At 61.5% G+C, this 16,336-nt stretch carries 16 protein-coding genes; 9 read left to right on the plus strand and 7 right to left on the minus strand.

Going from position 1 to position 16,336, the window contains the following annotated elements; all coding sequences use genetic code 11:
- The first annotated feature begins 30 nt into the window (after positions 1–30).
- A complete protein-coding gene (locus RHP72_RS00525) occupies positions 31–975 on the plus strand; it encodes a tyrosine-protein phosphatase (RefSeq protein WP_397517602.1) in 945 nt (314 codons plus the stop codon).
- 10 nt (positions 976–985) lie between these two features.
- On the opposite strand, the gene RHP72_RS00530 is transcribed toward RHP72_RS00525, so the two are convergent.
- A complete protein-coding gene (locus RHP72_RS00530) occupies positions 986–1,561 on the minus strand; it encodes a hypothetical protein (protein WP_311094185.1) in 576 nt (191 codons plus the stop codon).
- Positions 1,562–1,709: 148 nt separating this feature from the next.
- Between RHP72_RS00530 and RHP72_RS00535 the strand changes: the two genes are divergently transcribed.
- Positions 1,710–2,168, plus strand: a complete 459-nt coding sequence (locus RHP72_RS00535; RefSeq protein WP_042920782.1) for a GNAT family N-acetyltransferase — start codon at positions 1,710–1,712, stop codon at positions 2,166–2,168.
- 62 nt (positions 2,169–2,230) lie between these two features.
- On the opposite strand, the gene RHP72_RS00540 is transcribed toward RHP72_RS00535, so the two are convergent.
- Positions 2,231–3,127 (minus strand): oxygenase MpaB family protein, encoded by an 897-nt coding sequence (locus RHP72_RS00540; RefSeq protein WP_064113857.1) that lies wholly within the window; start codon positions 3,125–3,127, stop codon positions 2,231–2,233.
- 171 nt (positions 3,128–3,298) lie between these two features.
- On the opposite strand from RHP72_RS00540, the gene RHP72_RS00545 reads away from it, so the two are divergent.
- Both RHP72_RS00545 and RHP72_RS00550 read left to right on the plus strand, forming a co-directional pair.
- Positions 3,299–3,757: a hypothetical protein gene (locus RHP72_RS00545; protein WP_003943607.1), complete on the plus strand. Its 459-nt coding sequence runs from the start codon at positions 3,299–3,301 to the stop codon at positions 3,755–3,757.
- A 152-nt stretch (positions 3,758–3,909) separates the two neighbouring features.
- Positions 3,910–4,293 carry a helix-turn-helix domain-containing protein gene (locus RHP72_RS00550; protein WP_058227381.1) on the plus strand — a complete coding sequence of 128 codons (384 nt, stop codon included), beginning with the start codon at positions 3,910–3,912 and terminating at the stop codon, positions 4,291–4,293.
- On the opposite strand, the gene RHP72_RS00555 is transcribed toward RHP72_RS00550, so the two are convergent.
- The 3 genes from RHP72_RS00555 to RHP72_RS00565 all read right to left on the minus strand — a co-directional run bounded on the left by RHP72_RS00555 (position 4,239) and on the right by RHP72_RS00565 (position 8,665).
- A complete protein-coding gene (locus RHP72_RS00555; RefSeq protein WP_003943593.1) occupies positions 4,239–5,687 on the minus strand; it encodes a histidine-type phosphatase in 1,449 nt (482 codons plus the stop codon). The two genes, RHP72_RS00550 and RHP72_RS00555, sit on opposite strands and share 55 nt — an antisense overlap.
- A gap of 378 nt (positions 5,688–6,065) precedes the next feature.
- Positions 6,066–7,715 (minus strand): class I adenylate-forming enzyme family protein, encoded by a 1,650-nt coding sequence (locus tag RHP72_RS00560; protein ID WP_054780982.1) that lies wholly within the window; start codon positions 7,713–7,715, stop codon positions 6,066–6,068.
- Positions 7,712–8,665: a cyclase family protein gene (locus tag RHP72_RS00565; protein WP_007735859.1), complete on the minus strand. Its 954-nt coding sequence runs from the start codon at positions 8,663–8,665 to the stop codon at positions 7,712–7,714. The genes RHP72_RS00560 and RHP72_RS00565 overlap by 4 nt, the downstream gene beginning before the upstream one ends.
- A gap of 163 nt (positions 8,666–8,828) precedes the next feature.
- On the opposite strand from RHP72_RS00565, the gene RHP72_RS00570 reads away from it, so the two are divergent.
- Together RHP72_RS00570 and RHP72_RS00575 are read left to right on the plus strand one after the other, a co-directional pair.
- Positions 8,829–9,707 (plus strand): TetR family transcriptional regulator, encoded by an 879-nt coding sequence (locus RHP72_RS00570; protein WP_372482283.1) that lies wholly within the window; start codon positions 8,829–8,831, stop codon positions 9,705–9,707.
- Positions 9,708–9,753: 46 nt separating this feature from the next.
- Positions 9,754–11,481, plus strand: a complete 1,728-nt coding sequence (locus RHP72_RS00575; RefSeq protein WP_118605004.1) for an oleate hydratase — start codon at positions 9,754–9,756, stop codon at positions 11,479–11,481.
- Positions 11,482–11,488: 7 nt separating this feature from the next.
- Here the strand turns inward: RHP72_RS00575 and RHP72_RS00580 are convergent, their stop codons facing one another.
- Positions 11,489–11,866 carry a DUF5313 family protein gene (locus RHP72_RS00580; protein WP_003943558.1) on the minus strand — a complete coding sequence of 126 codons (378 nt, stop codon included), beginning with the start codon at positions 11,864–11,866 and terminating at the stop codon, positions 11,489–11,491.
- Between the two features lie 30 nt (positions 11,867–11,896).
- Entirely contained in the window at positions 11,897–12,868 is a 972-nt protein-coding gene (locus RHP72_RS00585) for a GlxA family transcriptional regulator (RefSeq protein WP_007735863.1), read from the minus strand.
- 71 nt (positions 12,869–12,939) lie between these two features.
- Here RHP72_RS00585 and RHP72_RS00590 point away from each other — a divergent pair, with 71 nt between their 5' ends.
- From RHP72_RS00590 to RHP72_RS00600, 3 genes are all read left to right on the plus strand, one after another.
- The gene (locus RHP72_RS00590) at positions 12,940–14,256 is read left to right on the plus strand and encodes an MFS transporter (protein ID WP_030536659.1); all 1,317 of its coding nucleotides are present in this window, start codon (positions 12,940–12,942) and stop codon (positions 14,254–14,256) included.
- A 78-nt stretch (positions 14,257–14,334) separates the two neighbouring features.
- Positions 14,335–15,888, plus strand: a complete 1,554-nt coding sequence (locus tag RHP72_RS00595; RefSeq protein WP_003943578.1) for a succinic semialdehyde dehydrogenase — start codon at positions 14,335–14,337, stop codon at positions 15,886–15,888.
- A gap of 3 nt (positions 15,889–15,891) precedes the next feature.
- A complete protein-coding gene (locus RHP72_RS00600) occupies positions 15,892–16,335 on the plus strand; it encodes an SRPBCC family protein (RefSeq protein ID WP_311094186.1) in 444 nt (147 codons plus the stop codon).
- Position 16,336: the final 1 nt, after the last annotated feature.

The following is a 16,336-nucleotide window of genomic DNA, read 5'->3' on the forward strand; positions in this document are numbered from 1 at the left end:
ATCCCAAACTGCAGAGAGAGGCACTGCCACATGTCCACACGCACACGAATGTTGTTCGCTCGCACTGCAAAGGCCGCCGCATTAGTCGTTACAGGTGGTCTGATGTTTGCTGCTCCCGCCACGGCAATCCCGCTCGACCTGGGCTCTCTCAACACAGGCTCGCTTGGAGCGGTCGATCTCGGCTCGCTCGATCCTGTCCTCGCGCCGACACCGAATTTGGCCTCCGTGGCCAACTTTCGCGACGTCGCCGGCAACGACGGTAGGGGATACACCACCGTCGACGGCTCACACCTCAAGCGCGGCGTCATCTACCGGTCCAATGCGCTGACCGCGACCACCGACGCAGACAAGACGACACTCACCGGCCTCGGACTTGCCGACGCCTATGACCTGCGCGGCGCAACCGAGATCTCCAACCCGTTCATCGGTGGCGCGGACAAACTCCCGGACGGTGTGACGTACACGAACATCCCCATCGAGTTCAAGGATCTCACCCAGCTCGCGACGACGATCAAGTCGCCGGAGGAGGCCAAGCAGTTCTTGGTCGACACCAACCGCAGTTTTGTCACCGATCCCGTTCGCCGTGCCGGCTTCAAGCAGGTCCTCTCGGACATCGCTGCGAGTGACGGGGTGCAGTTGTTCCATTGCACCTCAGGCAAGGACCGCACGGGTTGGACCGCGATGTTGCTGCAGTCCATCGCCGGTGTCCCCGCCCAGACGATCATGGACGACTATCTGTTGAGCAACACCTACCTTCAGGCGACCAACGAGAAGATCCTTGCGCAGATCGCTCAGGCCCTGAGCCCGCAGGTAGCGACCAATCTCGAACCGGCCCTAGGTGTCGACGCTTCGTACCTGGAAGCTGGACTCGCGCAGATAGCCAGCGATTACGGAACCGTCGACGGTTATCTCACCGAAGGTCTCGGACTCACTGCGGACACGATCGCACTTCTGAAGGCCAAGCTCGTCGACTAGTTGCGGGCCGCTAAAACGCTTGAACGAACGAGTACCAGTCGCCGTCGAACTCCTGGTATCCGATCTCGCCGCCGCGGCGGGGCTTGCCGAGATATGGTGCGCCGTCGGGTAAGTACGCCAATCCGATCGAATCGATCAGACCGCCCTCGATGTGGAAGCGACACCCGTTGCCGACGGGCCAGACCCGCAGGACCCGGTAGACGCCAATTGTTCGGTTTTCCAACGACTTCTGGCAATCCGCGGCCACTGCTTCGAGCGAATCTTTCGACAATGCAAACGCAACATGCGAAGGGACGGACAAGGTCACGAGCGCACCGGTGACGAGCACGATCACCGGCGCGATCGTGCTCAAACGCAGAGTTTTGTACTTCATCCAGCCAATCAGGCTGAGTATCAACCACACTCCGCCCAAACCGAGCAGTACTGAGGCTGCGAGCGCAAAGAACGGAAAGTACACAACCGGCGGCATGAAGGACCACACGATGACGCCGCATGTGAGAGTGACAAGCACTGCGGTGACAATCGCTGTCACCTTCCACCCGGATGCCGGACCTCCACGCTCAGTTGTCGGATCACCGTCAGTCATCGGACAACCCTTGCACAACGCGGTAACTGCGGAGCGGCAACGAATGGAATTGTTCCACTGATTTACGTCGGGGTCGTCCTGCGTGGATCCGAAAATTGAACACTTTCGGCCCGGTCAGTGCGCTGACGCCTGAGGGTATGGTCGGATTGTGAACCAGGATCTGATCATTCGCCGCTACGTATCCTCGGATGAGGATGTGGTCGTCGACTTGTGGTCGCGCGCTGCCCGTGAAGCCCACCCGTTCCTTGCGGGTGAGGGAACGGGCGAACGGGAGCAGAAGATGCGAGAGGTTTATCTGATTCAGGCCGACAATTGGGTCGCTGAGCACAACTCCGCTGTCGTTGGACTGTTGGGAATGATCGGCTCCGAAATCGGGGGACTGTTCGTCGCGCCGGCGTCACAAGGGTTGGGCGTCGGGCGGGCGTTGGTCGAACACGCCACAACCATGCACGGCGAGGTGACACTCGAGGTCTACACCCTCAACGATCGCGCCCGCAGGTTCTATGCGCTGATGGAGTTCGAAGAAGAGGGGCGTCGACACGACGCCGAGACGAACCATGAATTGATCACCCTGCGTCGTACTGGTCGCGACTCCTCCCTCATCTAGGCATGAGAAACGCGAATCAGCCCGGGTGCCAGGAGTTCCACCACTCCACGATGGGAACCTGCTTACGCTTGGGCCTGCTGGTCTGCCTGCAGGTGCTTGACCGGGCATCCCGTGGGGAAGGTGCCGAGGTCTTCGACCTTGTAACCGCTCGGGTAGCTGCGGATGTTGGGCAGCTCGCGGGCGAATTTCCGCTTCGTACGCACGGGGAAGAACCGCAGCAGGCGCGCGCGGACCTTCAGCGCACCGCGCGAGACGACGCGCATCGCGGTGCTCGGGTGCTTGTAGTGGAAGGCGTCGAGTAGGTGATCGTCCATGAGCGCGAAGGCGAATCCCTTGACCAGAGCCTTCGGTGCCAGGTTGTTGGGCGGGAAGGTGCACATCAGGTCGAGGGTGGAATCAGCGACGGCTCGGGCGCCGGGATCGAATGAAAAGTGTTCGCGCTCATAGTCGTCGAGAAGTTTGACGAAGCCCTCGTAGGTGTCCGGCGTGTCTTTGATGTTCATGTACCGACCCAGGTGGCGGTAATAATTCGTCGACCCGACGATCTCGTTGTCGGTCATCTTCCGCCAGCCGTACTCGTCGAGCCATCTGACCGGCGTGACGACGAAGGTGGCCAGGACATAGAGCATGTCGTCGTTGGAGATGTCGTACGAGCCGTGCATCTGATTCATTCGACGCACGCTCTTGCGGCCTTCGGTGCTGCTGAGGCCGTGCTCGAGGATGGCGTCGAGGATCAGGCTGGTGTCGTCGTAGCGCTTCTGAACCTTGTCGGTGAACTCGCCTGTGGAGAAGAGGAGCTTGCCGATCGAGGGGACAGCGTATGTGCGGAACAGTGCGAAGCTGAGCGCCTGATTGATGTCCCAGGGAAACTCTTGCGCCGCGAGAATGCGCGACATCTCTTCGTAATCGGTTTCGGGATCGAGTTGATCCGTGCGACTGCGGAGGTCGTAGCGCTTCATCTGAACACTCCCTGGGACTGGTCTGCGCGCGGCAGAGATAGGTGTGAGCTGCACCACCGACTGTAGTTCTGACAACACGCGTTGTCTAGGGGGTGTGAATAGTCGTCTTTCCTTCGTTTCGGGCGTTGTACCAGGGGTATCCGGAAAGTGTTGTCGACCCGAGGAGCAGCTATGAGCGTCACACGCACGGCCGGGGTTTTTGCGGCCATCGGACTACCGATTGCCGCGAGCGTCATGTTCGCCGGAGTCGCCTCGGCTGATCCGCCCCACCCTTTCGGCGGCGCCGCCGTCACTATCGGGTGTCCGAATCAGGGGTCGCTGGCCTCGTTGACCGGGCTCACCGGCCAGTCCGGGCCAGAATCCAATCCGCCCATCGCCAAGGGTGACATTCGCTTCGATTCGTTCCCGGCCGCTGCACCCATCCCGGCGGCGGGTCAGGTGACTGTTGCGTGGGTCAACACCGACACGGGCAAGTCCGGAATCGTCGACCTGGTCGGTACTTATCCGTACCTGTCCGCGACGGTGAACACCGGCGTCGGCAATGTCGTTGCGACGGCGTTCGGTTCGATCAACTGGGGCAGTAGTCCCATCTGCCAGTCGAATCCGACGATCGGCAGGTTCATAGCCTGATCTTGAGCCTCATCGTCGCGGCCTGGACGGGCACAGGGTTGGCGGTATCGCGTGATTATCTGTCATCTCGGAGATACCGCCGGGTCCGTCCCATCCCATATTCTGAAACATGTTAGGTGAAAGCATATTTCAGGGATGGAAAAGGTGGCGACGTGAACGGGTCGAGCGCGCGTCAGTTGATGAGCCAGATGCTCGTCGAAAAACGAAACAGTCTTGCGCCCGAAAAGGTCGGCATGCGCTGCGAGGGTGCTCGCCGAATGCACGGCCTCAGTCGGCGCGATGTCGCGCAGATTGCCGACATCAGCTTCAATCACTATCAGCGGCTGGAACAGGGTACGTCCGTTGGTGTTTCGGCTCCGGTCATCGTGAGGATCTGCGACGCCTTGTTGATGGAAGACGACGAGAAGGCGCGCATGCTGGCATTGCACCAGGTATGGGCGCGCCCTCGTCGACCGCTGGCTGGATCCCGAGTTGCCGGATCTCAGGCTGCCGGTGAAATCTCCGGCAGGCAGCGGGCCAGTTCGTCCGGCGTGTAGAAGAAACTTCCGGCGCTCACCGGAGCGCACGGGGCAGCAAATGCTGTCTCGCGCTCGTTGTAGAGCATTCGGACCAGACGCTTACCCTCCGGTCCGGCGTACACGTCCCACTGCACGTTGGCGGCCATCGGGCTGACCTGCGATCCGCGCCAGGGGTTGTTCGCATAGGTGTAGAGGTCGCCCTCCGCCTGCGAGACGGTGCTTCCCGGCAGTTTCAAGAGTGCCGCGAAGGGGATGATCGTTTCTGCGTGTGCAAATCGGAAATCCGCTCCCGGGACGGCGTCGTCGCCGGTATGTTTCTGCAGGCCGCGCAGGAACTCGTCGCGCAGGACAGTTGCCATCCGGTAGGTGACGTCTTCACCGGTGAAGCCCGGGCCCTTGGCGTAGAAGTCCTCGGCATCGTTCGTGTATGCGAGCCACTGCGCGTCAGCAGGTTCGATGAACCGCTCGAAATTCCACTTGCCTTCTTCGGCCATGCCCGGAGTGATGATGTACGTGTTGTACAGCATGTACGCGGCGTCGACTTCGTTGTCGATCGTGCTGGAACCCTTGCCACGGTCGACGAGTGAGAACTCGCCCGCACTCAGCCGGTTCACGAAGTCCTCCGAGTAGAGCCTGAGCATCATGTGCCGCGAGACCTCGCGGGTGCGGGGAAGATCGGCGATCTGGTCGTCGACGGCTTTCAGTCGAGGATCGGACTCTTCGTAGTCCTTGTAGTCGGCGTTTGCATCCGAGTCGTGGAAGTAGAGAAGGTCGGCATCCGTGGTCACCGGTGCAACATCGCCGGCGACGGCTGGAAACGCACCGGTCAGCCCTTGCGCGAAGTTCTCGGCGCTGTCCACGGCACGGTCCACACCCGACGAGGTCAAGGTGATGGTGCCCTGTTGCGCTGCGATGGCGTCGAACAGTTGGGGGAGGCGTTCAGTGACCCGCGCGCCGAGCTGTCTGTGTTCGGTGATCCCGCGTCCGCTGAGGTTGCCGTACCCCAGCTTCTTGTTGGCGGCCATGAGATCACGGAGGGCCGGGCCGAATTCCTTGCCGACGGGAGTCAATGCGTTCTCGGCTTCGGCGATTTCCCACAGCTGCAGGCTCAGGTCGTCGTACTTCAGGCTCGACAGTGCTCTGGAACCATGGCGCGCAACACTTTCCGTGTACACGGGGGAGTATCCCGTCGGCGGCGCCTGATAGTCGGCGATGCGCTGGCCGGGAGTGTAGGGCGTCTTGGACGTGAAGCCGCCGTCGCTGACGGTTGGTATCTCTGTCGAACCGGAACTCGAACCGGCGTCGAGCGAACCGAACGGTGACGCCGTGGCGATGGACTGGACGCTGCTGGTGACAAGCACTAGTCCGACAGCGCCGGCAGCGGCCAGCACGCCGAAGCGTGAGCTTCGCATGGTGAGTTGATCCTCTCCGTCGGTGCCGAGGTGACACGACGGAAGGAAAGTTAGAACAGCTAAGCGTCCGAATTGCACCTATTTGCCCATGTGCAGATGGACGCGGGGTTACAAGTTTCGGATTCGCAGAGCTCAGGAGGGTTTGGCGGCAATCCCGATCGACACGGAGAGCGACAAAGCGATGAGGGTCATGGCCAGCCACTGGTAGCTCTTGGGCGTGGGCTGCTTCTTACGTCCGAATTTGCTCACTGATGTCTCCCGTTTGTCCGTGGGTACTCAGCACATATTACTGTTCCATTACCCCAATGGCGCGGTCGACCGGAAACTGTGCGCGATCAGACAGCAGGCGGACCGCGAAGTCCGCCCGCTGCCCCGCGATCAAGAGATCGTGCGCAGTTCCCGTCGCAGTATCTTGCCGGTGACGGTCTTGGGCAGTTCCTCCACCAGCACCACGGAGCGTGGGTACTTGTACGCCGCCATCCGCTGCTTGCAGTGATCGATCAGATCTTCCGGGGTGACGGACGCCCCCGCGACGAGGCTGACAAACGCCTTCACCGTCTCACCGCGGTATTCGTCGGCGATCCCGACGACTGCCGCCTCACGGACTGCGGGATGCTCGGCAAGAACGTCCTCGACTTCGCGTGGCCACACCTTGTAGCCGGACGCGATGATCATGTCCTTCTTACGGTCGACGACGTAGAACCAGCCGGCTTCGTCCATGAAACCGACGTCGCCGGTGTGGAACCACCCGTCGCGAATGGCCGACGCACTCTCCTCCGGCTTGTTCCAGTAACCGCGCACCACCTGTGGACCTCGGACGACCAGTTCGCCGATCTCTCCGATCGGCAGGACCGCACCGCCCTCGTCTTCGATGCGGACCACGGTGTTGGGTACGGGAACGCCGACAGACAGTGCTCCGGATGTTGGGTCGACCGGCGTATCCGCACCAACGGGAACGGCATGGGTCGGCGACGTGGTCTCGGTCAGCCCGTAGATGTTGTGCAGCGCAGCACCGGTCATGGCGCGGACGGCCTCGGCGGCAGTCGGCGAGATGGGTGCGCCGCCGGAATACAGCAACCGCATGGAGGAGAAGTCTTCCGGCGCGCAACCCGGAGTGTTGAGCAGTGCCGTAAAAGCAGTGATGGCGCCGACTGTGAATGTCGGTTGGTGCTCACGAATCGCGTCGAGCATCACCTCGGGCTGGAAGCGATAGGCAAGCACCAGCGGCATTCTCGCCAGGACGGACACCGCGATGTGACCGATCAACCCCGTGATGTGGAAGAGCGGTGCAACTCCGAGAACCGTGTCTTTCGGGGTGAGCCCCAACCAGTCCCGGTACACCTGGGCGTTGAAGGTCATATTCGCGTGAGAGGTCATCGCTCCCTTCGGCGGACCGGTGGTTCCCGACGTATACGTCAGTACCGCAATGTCTTCCGGTGCAGCGTCAGTGGTGATCGGATCGCCGAGACGATGTTCGTCGATCAGCGTCGCGAGATCGTCGGTACCGAGATCCTTCTTAACAATTCCGTCGAAAATCCTCGGATCGTTGCGACTTTGGTACTCGAGTTCCGAGGTGGTGATAACTCGCCTGACCGGCGAGTCGGAGACGACATTGCGGCCGACGGACTCGTAGAGCCCCTCGAGAGCGATCAGAACCGCTGCTCCGGAATCTTCGAGTTGGTATCCCAGTTCTCGTTCACGGCTCATGGGATTGATCGAGACTGCGACGCCGCCGGCTTTCCAGATTCCGGCGAGCGCAAGCACGAACTGCGGAACGTTCTGGAGGAACAGAGCGACGCGGTCACCCTTCACCAGTCCACCGGCTCGGAGTGCTCGGGCCAGGGCGTCACTCTGCTGATCCAGTTCGGCGAAACTGAGTTGACCGTCGAAGTACTTCACAGCCGTGGCGTCCGGATCAGAGCGGACCGCCGCTGCCAACATTTCGAGCATCGTGGGGTGCTCTACGTCGATGTCGGGGGGAACGTCGTTGCGGTACAACGCCAACCAAGGGCGATCTTCGTATGTCATTTGATGGCAACCGGATTCACGGGAGAGCCGCTGGCCTTGGCAACCTTGAGTGGCGCGGCGACGTACAGGAACGTGTACTGGCCGTCGGCCGCGCAGTCCGCGGCCAACTTCTCCAGATCGCAGATCTCGGTGAACACCACTCCGAGGTTGCGCATCAATGCGTTGTGGAGGACCAGTGCCACACCGTTTTCGGGGTCGGTGGTGACCTCGTTGGCAATGGTGTCGGTGACAAGGTTGGGGATCTCCATGTCCTGGAACCACTGGACGAGTTCGGGGCTGTAGATCAGGCCGGGCTCGCAGAAGCCCTCGTAGAAGGCTTCGCCCTGGTCGAAGAACAGCTTGAGGAAGTTGGTGCGGATGACGAGGATGTCACGCTTCTCGATGGTGACCCCCTGCGCTTCGGCACAGGCCAAAAGATCATGGTGCGTGAAGGTTTCGGCCTTGTCGAGGTTTTCCTTGCCGCGGAACTTTGCCATGTCGAGAAGTACTGCGCGTCCGACGACGCCGCGGTCGGCAATCGGTTCGACGCTGGCCTTCTCCAGGCCGCCGACAGTGGTATCAGCCGAGTATCCGTTCCACAGGGCGCCGTCGTACCAGACATGGCCGAGTGCGTCGTACTGCGTCGAGCCCTGCAGGAACGCGTCGATCTTGTCGTCCGCGTAATGCAGGCCGCCGGGGAAGTTGGGTGCGTCGTCGCCGTCCCAGCTGCTCTCGTCGAAGATCTGTGTGCGCTCGGCAGGGCTGCGTCCCGGCCACACCGGATCACCCTTGGGGTCGCCGATGAGCCGTTGAAGCGTGAACACGGAACCCTGCTTGATGGTTCCGACGCCACGAAGCACCTGTCCGGCGTCGAGGTAGTTCAGTGAACCGACCTCGTCGGACTCTCCCCACTTGCCCCAGTTGCTGGGTGCGTCGCGCAGGAGTTCTCCAAGATATGGCGCCTCGGTCATGGTGATTCGATCCTCTCGCTACCGACACCGAACGATCGCTCGGGCGGACCTGGGTCTTTGTGATCCACATCATGTTCAGGCCGATAATCAGTAGTCAACAGGTTCACCGATTGCCGTGGTCATCGCATTGTTGGAAATCCAATGTTCGGGAATACTGAACACTGTGACCGAATTCGAGAATGCCGTCCTGATCGGAGCGTCGATCCGGCAAGCCCGGCGTCACCGTGGGCTCTCGCTGCGCGAATTGGCCAGGCGTCTCGGCGTCAGCGCAGCTACCCTCAGCGCCGTCGAGACCGGAAAGACCAGAGTCAGCGTCGACAGGTTGGCGGCAATCGGCGGGATTCTCGGAGTGCGTTTCGACGCTCTGCTCCCGGCTGCGATAGTGCGTCCGCCAGAACAGCCACGATGGGGAGGCGACGACGCCGACCCGAACGCACATTTTCGCCCGAACGAGTGGCGAAGGTTCGGCCCGAGTTCGTTCGATCCGGTGTTGGCGGCCGCGCTCGCGGAGATGGTGAAGACCGGATATCACGGTGCTGCGATGCGTGAGATCGCCAAACGTGCGCAGATGAGTGTTCCAGGTCTGTACCACCACTATTCCAGCAAGCAGCAGATGTTGGCCGAAATTCTCGACCTCACCATGGATGAACTCAACACGCGATCGTTGGCGGCAATCGACGAGGGCGAAAGTCCCTCCGAAAGGCTGGCTTTCCTCGTCGAATGTGTGACCTTGTTCCATATCTATCGGCGTGATCAAGGATTTCTCGGTGCCAGCGAAATGCGCAGTCTCACAGCCGAGAACAGGTTGCGCATCACGGAATCACGCAACTACCAGCAATGGTTGATGACGAAGCAGGTCGACGACGGAATCGCCGCCGGTGTGTTCGGGACGGATCGGCCGAGACAGGCCGCGCGTGCAATCGTCGTGATGTGTGTCTCTGTCGCGCAATGGTATCGGCCGAGCGGACCACAAACGCCCGAGGAAATTGCACGCGACTACGCGCGTTTTGCACTGGATCTGGTGCGCCTTCAGCGACCGTGACGGACGTCATCCGGTTCGGGTGATGCGCCTGCGGGCAAAGGGGTCCATGCTTGGAAGGTATCCGTACCGCGACTCGAGTAAGGAACGAAACCCAATGTCTTCCAATCTGTCTCACAAGGCCTACATGATCGGTGCCGGCATCGGAAACCTCTCGGCTGCCGTCTATCTGATTCGAGACGGTGAGTGGAACGGTGAGGACATCACCATCATGGGCCTGGACATGCACGGAGCGAACGACGGCGAATCTGCCGCTACGTTTCAGCACCAGTACGGCCATCGCGAACTCGGTAACGACGCGGGTTTCATCAATCGTGGCGGTCGCATGCTCAACGAGGAGACCTATGAGAACCTCTGGGACGTGCTGAGTGTGGTTCCGTCGCTGGATAACCCGGGAAAATCGGTGACGGATGACATTCTCGATTTCGACCACGCACATCCGACGCACGACGTCGCACGATTGATCGATCGCGACGGTATTCGCAACAAGGGTGAAAACGACTACAAGCACATGCAATTCGACAACAAGGATCGGTACTTGTTGACGAAGCTGATGACGATGCCGGAGTCGGACGAGGCAAAACTCGACGACATCAGTATCGAGCAGTGGTTCGAGGACACTCCGCACTTCTTCACCACCAACTTCTGGTACATGTGGGAGACCACATTTGCTTTCAAGCGGGTGAGTTCGGCGATGGAGCTGCGCCGGTACATGAACCGAATGATTCTCGAGTTCAGTCGCATTCAAACTCTTGCCGGTGTCACCAGATCCCCGTACAACCAGTACGAGAGCATCATCTTGCCGATGCGGGCCTTCCTCGAAGGCAAGGGCGTGAAGTTCGTCAACGAACTGAAGATCACGGAGTTCGTGTTCAAGGACACCCCGCTACGAGACGAGATCATCGTGACGGGACTCGATTACGAAAACGTCCGCACCGGTGAGAAGGGCAGAATCGACGTGGCGGAGGGCGATTTCGTCTTCGACACCAACGGCAGCATCACCGACAGTTCTTCGATCGGCGATCTCGACACGCCGATCGTCGAAGACATGAGATACGCACCGAGTGCGCTGCTGTGGAAGCAGGCCACCGAGCATTTCTACGATCTCGGGAATCCCGACAAGTTCTTCGGGGACCGGGCGCAGAGTGAGTGGACCAGCTTCACCGTCACCACTTCGTCACACGAGCTCATCAACGAGATTTCCCGAATCACCAAGCAGCTCCCCGGAAATGCGCTCAACACATTCGTGGACTCGAACGTGCTTCTCTCGATCGTGGTCCACCATCAGCCGCACTACCACGCGCAGAAGGAGAACGAAGGAGTCTTCTGGGGTTACTGTCTGTTCCCGCGCAAGGACGGCGACTACGTGAAGAAGCCGTTCATCGAGATGACCGGGCGGGAAATGCTGGAAGAGACGCTCGGACACCTCGAGGCGCTCGACGAGAGCGGTGCGCTCGCCGCGCGTCGACAAGAGATTATGGACAGCGTCGTGAATTCGATTCCCAGCCATATGCCTTACGCCAGTGCGCTGTTCAATCGGCGCGCCGTCGGCGACCGGCCGCTGGTGGTGCCGAAGCACTCCAAGAACCTGGCGTTCATCAGTCAGTTCGCGGAGCTGCCGTTCGACATGGTGTTCACCGAGCAGTACTCGGTGCGCTGCGCTCAGGTAGCCGTCTACAAGTTCCTGGGGATTCCGGAAGACAAGCTCACCAAGATGCATCACTACGAGAAGGATCCGAAGGTCCTCGCCAAGGCCGCAGTGACGATGTTCCGCTGAGGGGTGCTCAGCGACCGTGCCGCTTCTCGTAGTCCTCGCGAGTGCGATCGGCACGGCGCTGGGCCTTCTCGTCGAGCAGTTCGGGATCGAGTCCGTGGCTCAGCAGGCGGTGACGGCGGTAGATGGTCCCGAGCGCCACGACGAAGTACGCGAGCGGGATGAGCAACAAGGCCATCATGGCCAAGGGAATCCAGATCGGTCCCGGGATCAAGAGGAACAGCAGAAGAATCAGCGTCGCCGGCACGGTGAAGCGGATGATGTAGCGGGCCTGGGCGCCCGGGCCGACCAGATCGTTCCGAACCCAGTCTTGATACCGGTCGGGGAGCGTCTTCCCCAGGAGGTATCCGCAGTACTGAGGAAAGTTCGGGCGAGTCTGTTCGGCCATGGCATCCAGGATAGTGCCTGGTACTGCCGCTTACACCGGTGCCTTGAACGTGCGTCGGTAGGCGCTCGGTGAAACGCCGAGGGCCTCGTTCATGTGTTGACGCATGGATGTCGCAGTCCCGAAGCCGGTTCGAGCGGCAATCGCATCGATCGACAGATCGGATTCCTCCAATAGTTCCCGCGCCCGATCGACGCGTCTGCTGGTCAACCAGCGGTTCGGTGTGGTTCCGACTTCGTCGCGGAATCGACGGCTGAACGTGCGGACGCTCATGTTGGCGCGCGTCGCCAGGTCCGCCAGGGTGATCGGGTCGTCGAGATGTTCGAGGGCCCAGTGCCGAGCGTCGGCAGTCGATTCCGAAGGCTTGTCGGCCAGGGGGCGTCGGATGTACTGAGCTTGGCCACCGTCGCGCCACGGCGGTACGACGCAACGCCTCGCGACGGTGTTCGCCACTTCCATGCCGTGGTCACGCCTGACGATATGCAGGCAGAGGTCGACTCCCGACGCCACCCCGGCCGAGGTCAGGATGTGGCCTTCGTCGACGAACAGCACGTCCGGATCCACGTTCACCTTGGGATAGACACGCTGGAAATGGTCGGTGTTGCGCCAGTGCGTCGTGGCGCGGAGTCCGTCGAGCAAACCCGCCGCGGCGAGGATGTACGACCCGGTGCAGATCGAGACCAGCCGAGTGCCCGGCCGGATGTGTTGGAAAGCTGCGGCCAACTCGGGGGAGAGGTAGCCGTCTTCGTAGGCCGGACCCAACTCGTACGACGCGGGGATGACGACGGTGTCGGCGGTGGCGAGCAACTCGCTCCCGTGGTCGACCGAGATGCTGAAGTCTGCGTCGGTCTGCACGGGATTGCCGTCGACGGTGCACGTCAGGATCTCGTACAGCGGCCGATCCTCGACGTCGAGGGCACGTCCGAAGATGCGCGCCGGGATGCCGAGTTCGAAGGGGATGACTCCATTCAGTGCCAGTACGACGACGCGATGCGGACCAGACATGGCTTGATTCTTTCATATATTGGCAATCTGGCCACTGTTCTCCATCGAATCCGAACTGCAGAATTCTCTCTGTGACTTCTGAGACCGCTCTCCCCGAATCAGGCCAACAGCAGGTGAGCCCGCCGCGCTTTCACCGCGCCTGGTCCGTCGCGATCGTGGCATTCCTGGCGTTGGTCGGTGCGGCGAGCTTCCGCGCTGCCCCATCGGTGCTGATCGATCCGCTGCACGAGGATTTCGGGTGGTCGCGCGCCAGCATCTCGGCGGCCGTCTCGGTCAACCTGATTCTGTACGGGTTGACCTCGCCGTTCGCTGCTGCCTTGATGGAGAGGTTCGGTATCCGGGCGGTCGTCACCTCGGCGTTGGCGCTCATCTCGCTCGGCAGTGGTCTCACGATCTTCATGACCTCGAGTTGGCAGCTCATTCTGCTGTGGGGTGTCTTCGTCGGTCTCGGTACCGGTTCGATGGCGCTGGCGTTTGTCGCCACCGTCGTCGATCGCTGGTTCGTCGAGAAGCGTGGTCTCGTGACCGGCATCCTGACGGCCGGTGGTGCTGCCGGTCAGCTGGTGTTCCTTCCGGTCCTGGCGAAGATCGCCGAAACGTACGACTGGAAGAGCGTCGCCTTCACAGTTTCGTTTGCCGCACTGGCCGTTGTGCCGTTCGTTCTGCTGTTCCTGCGTAACTATCCGTCAGACGTGGGTACGACGCCTTACGGAGCGCCCGCCGATTACGCCCCACCAGCCAAGCCTGTCTACCAGCGCGGCGGCGCCGGGGGCCGGGCGATCTCGGTGCTGGTGATGGCGTCGAAGACCAAGGTGTTCTGGCTTCTCGCCGGTACCTTCGCGATCTGTGGCGCGAGCACCAACGGCCTGATCGGCACGCACTTCGTCCCGGCGTCGCACGATCACGGAATGCCGATCACCACGGCCGCGTCACTGTTGGCGTTGATCGGAATCCTCGACATGGTCGGCACCATCGCTTCGGGTTGGTTCACCGACCGCATGGACTCGCGAAAACTTCTCGGCATCTACTACCTGTTCCGCGGAATCTCGCTGCTCTTCCTGCCGCTGCTGCTCGCCAACACCGTGAATCCGCCGATGATCGCGTTTGTCATCTTCTACGGGCTCGACTGGGTGGCGACGGTTCCGCCGACCGTCGCGCTGTGCCGTCAACACTTCGGCGCCGACGCTCCCATCGTGTTCGGTTGGGTGCTGGCATCGCACCAGATCGGTGCGGGTCTGGTGGCCTTCTTGGCCGGTCTCGTTCGTGATCAGATCGGCTCGTACGACGCTGCCTTCTTGGTGGCCGGCGCGCTCTGCGCGATCGCTGCAGTCATGTCGTTGTTGATCGCAAAACGTCCGAAAGAGGCAGTATTGGTTGACTCTGTCTGATTCGGCACTGTGATCGGTACCACCGACGGGGTAAGTTGTGTGTAACTCCAAGAACTACTCACCAGTAGGGGTACTGAAATGCCTGCTCCGTCCGCTGCGACCTTCTCGCGGCTCGCCGATCTGATCGCCATCGACAATGTTGCCGATCGCCCGACGAAGTCCATCACCGAGGTGTTCACCGGCAAGGAGCTGGCGACCATCCCCGTCGGCACCGCCGACGACGCACTTGCGGCCATCGCCCGTGCCCGCGTCGCCCAGAAGGAATGGGCCAAGCGCTCCGTCCTCGACCGCGCTGCCGTCTTCCACCGCTACCGCGATCTCATCCTCGAGAACCGCGACGCCCTCATGGACATGGCTCAGGCCGAGACCGGAAAGTCGCGTACCGCAGCTCAGGAAGAAGTCCTCGACATCTCGATGACGTCGCGTCACTACGCACGTGTGGCGCCGAAGCTGCTGCGCCCGCGTCGCGTCTCCGGCATGCTCCCGGGTCTGACGAAGACCGTCGTCCGCTACCAGCCCAAGGGTGTCGTCGGCGTCATCTCGCCGTGGAACTACCCGATGACGCTGGCCGTGTCCGACGCCATCGCCGCGCTGCTCGCCGGTAACGCCGTTGTCCTCAAGCCGGACAGCCAGACACCGTACTGCGCGCTCGCCTGCGTCGAACTGCTCTACAAGGCGGGTCTGCCTCGCGACCTCTTCGCCGTGGTTCCCGGGCCGGGCTCCGTCGTCGGCACCGCCCTGGTCGAGAACACCGATTACCTCATGTTCACCGGTTCCACCGCGACCGGTCAGCTCCTCGCCGAGCAGGCCGGCCGTCGACTGATCGGCTTCTCCGCCGAACTCGGTGGCAAGAACCCGATGATCGTTGCCGCCGGCGCAGACCTGCGCGAGGTCACCGACGCCGCTGTGCGTGCGTGCTTCTCCAACTCCGGTCAGCTGTGCATCTCCATCGAGCGCATCTACGTCGAAGAGTCCATCGCACCCGAGTTCATCCGCATGTTCGGTGACCGCGTCAAGAAGATGAACCTCGCCGCCGGATACGAATTCGGAATCGAGATGGGCAGCCTCGTCTCCGAGGCGCAGGTCAAGGCAATCTCCGCTCATGTCGATGACGCAGTGGTCAAGGGCGCCACCGTCATTGCCGGTGGCAAGGCTCGGCCGGACATCGGACCGCTGTTCTACGAGCCCACCCTGCTCACCGGGGTTCCCGAAGACGCCGAGTGCTACCGCGACGAGACCTTCGGGCCGCTCGTCTCGATCTACCCCGTCAAGGACGTCGAAGAGGCCATCGCTGCGGCCAACGACACCGAGTACGGCCTCAACGCCAGTGTGTGGGCGGGAAGCAAGGCTGCCGGCGAAGCCATCGCAGCGCGCATCCACGCCGGCACTGTCAACGTCGACGAGGGTTACGCACCGACCTGGGGCAGCACCGCAGCACCGATGGGCGGTATGGGTGTCTCGGGCGTCGGTCGTCGTCACGGCGCCGAGGGGCTAATCAAGTACACCGAACCGCAGACCGTTGCCACCACTCGCGTCATGAATCTCGGTGGACCGCGCGGACTTCCGGCCAAGGTGTGGGCAAAGCTCATGCCTCACGCCATCAAGATCATGTCCTGGGTTCCGGGCCGGTAACGGGTGGAAACCGCCAGCGCGTACATCGAGGCAACGCCGGTATCGGTGTGGAAGGTTGTCAGCGACATCGAAGGTATGGGTCGCTTCAGTCCTGAAAACACCGGTGGAACATGGACTTCCGGAACTCCGGGCACTGTGGGTGCAAAGTTCAAGGGCACCAACAAGCATGGTCTGATTCGGTGGAGCACGCACTGCACGGTGATCGACGTGGTCGACTGCCGGAGGTTCTCCTTCGAATCGGACGAGCCGAAAGCGCGGTGGACCTATGTGCTCGAGCCTTCGGGAACGGGCACCGTGCTTACCGAGACTCGTGAGATCTATGCGACGCCAGCGCTTTACGTGCGCATGATGTCGGGTAGCGGCCTACTCGGTCGGGGTCGAGATCAGCTGATGCAGACCGGAATGGAAACCACCCTGGCGCGCATCAAGGCGTTTCTGGAGAGCTAGA

Origin of the sequence: Rhodococcus sp. SG20037 (genome assembly GCF_031763325.1) — a bacterium.
Lineage (GTDB): Bacteria > Actinomycetota > Actinomycetes > Mycobacteriales > Mycobacteriaceae > Rhodococcus_F > Rhodococcus_F qingshengii.

What these genes read in the sequence shown, in the direction of transcription:
- RHP72_RS00565 (WP_007735859.1), bottom strand. Translation starts at nt 8,665, where the DNA reads ATGACCGAGGCGCCATATCTTGGAGAACTCCTGCGCGACGCACCCAGC.
- RHP72_RS00585 (WP_007735863.1), bottom strand. Translation starts at nt 12,868, where the DNA reads ATGTCTGGTCCGCATCGCGTCGTCGTACTGGCACTGAATGGAGTCATC.
- RHP72_RS00575 (WP_118605004.1), top strand. Translation starts at nt 9,754, where the DNA reads ATGCTTGGAAGGTATCCGTACCGCGACTCGAGTAAGGAACGAAACCCA.
- RHP72_RS00560 (WP_054780982.1), bottom strand. Translation starts at nt 7,715, where the DNA reads ATGACATACGAAGATCGCCCTTGGTTGGCGTTGTACCGCAACGACGTT.
- RHP72_RS00540 (WP_064113857.1), bottom strand. Translation starts at nt 3,127, where the DNA reads ATGAAGCGCTACGACCTCCGCAGTCGCACGGATCAACTCGATCCCGAA.
- RHP72_RS00530 (WP_311094185.1), bottom strand. Translation starts at nt 1,561, where the DNA reads ATGACTGACGGTGATCCGACAACTGAGCGTGGAGGTCCGGCATCCGGG.
- RHP72_RS00525 (WP_397517602.1), top strand. Translation starts at nt 31, where the DNA reads ATGTCCACACGCACACGAATGTTGTTCGCTCGCACTGCAAAGGCCGCC.
- RHP72_RS00595 (WP_003943578.1), top strand. Translation starts at nt 14,335, where the DNA reads ATGCCTGCTCCGTCCGCTGCGACCTTCTCGCGGCTCGCCGATCTGATC.
- RHP72_RS00580 (WP_003943558.1), bottom strand. Translation starts at nt 11,866, where the DNA reads ATGGCCGAACAGACTCGCCCGAACTTTCCTCAGTACTGCGGATACCTC.
- RHP72_RS00555 (WP_003943593.1), bottom strand. Translation starts at nt 5,687, where the DNA reads ATGCGAAGCTCACGCTTCGGCGTGCTGGCCGCTGCCGGCGCTGTCGGA.
- RHP72_RS00545 (WP_003943607.1), top strand. Translation starts at nt 3,299, where the DNA reads ATGAGCGTCACACGCACGGCCGGGGTTTTTGCGGCCATCGGACTACCG.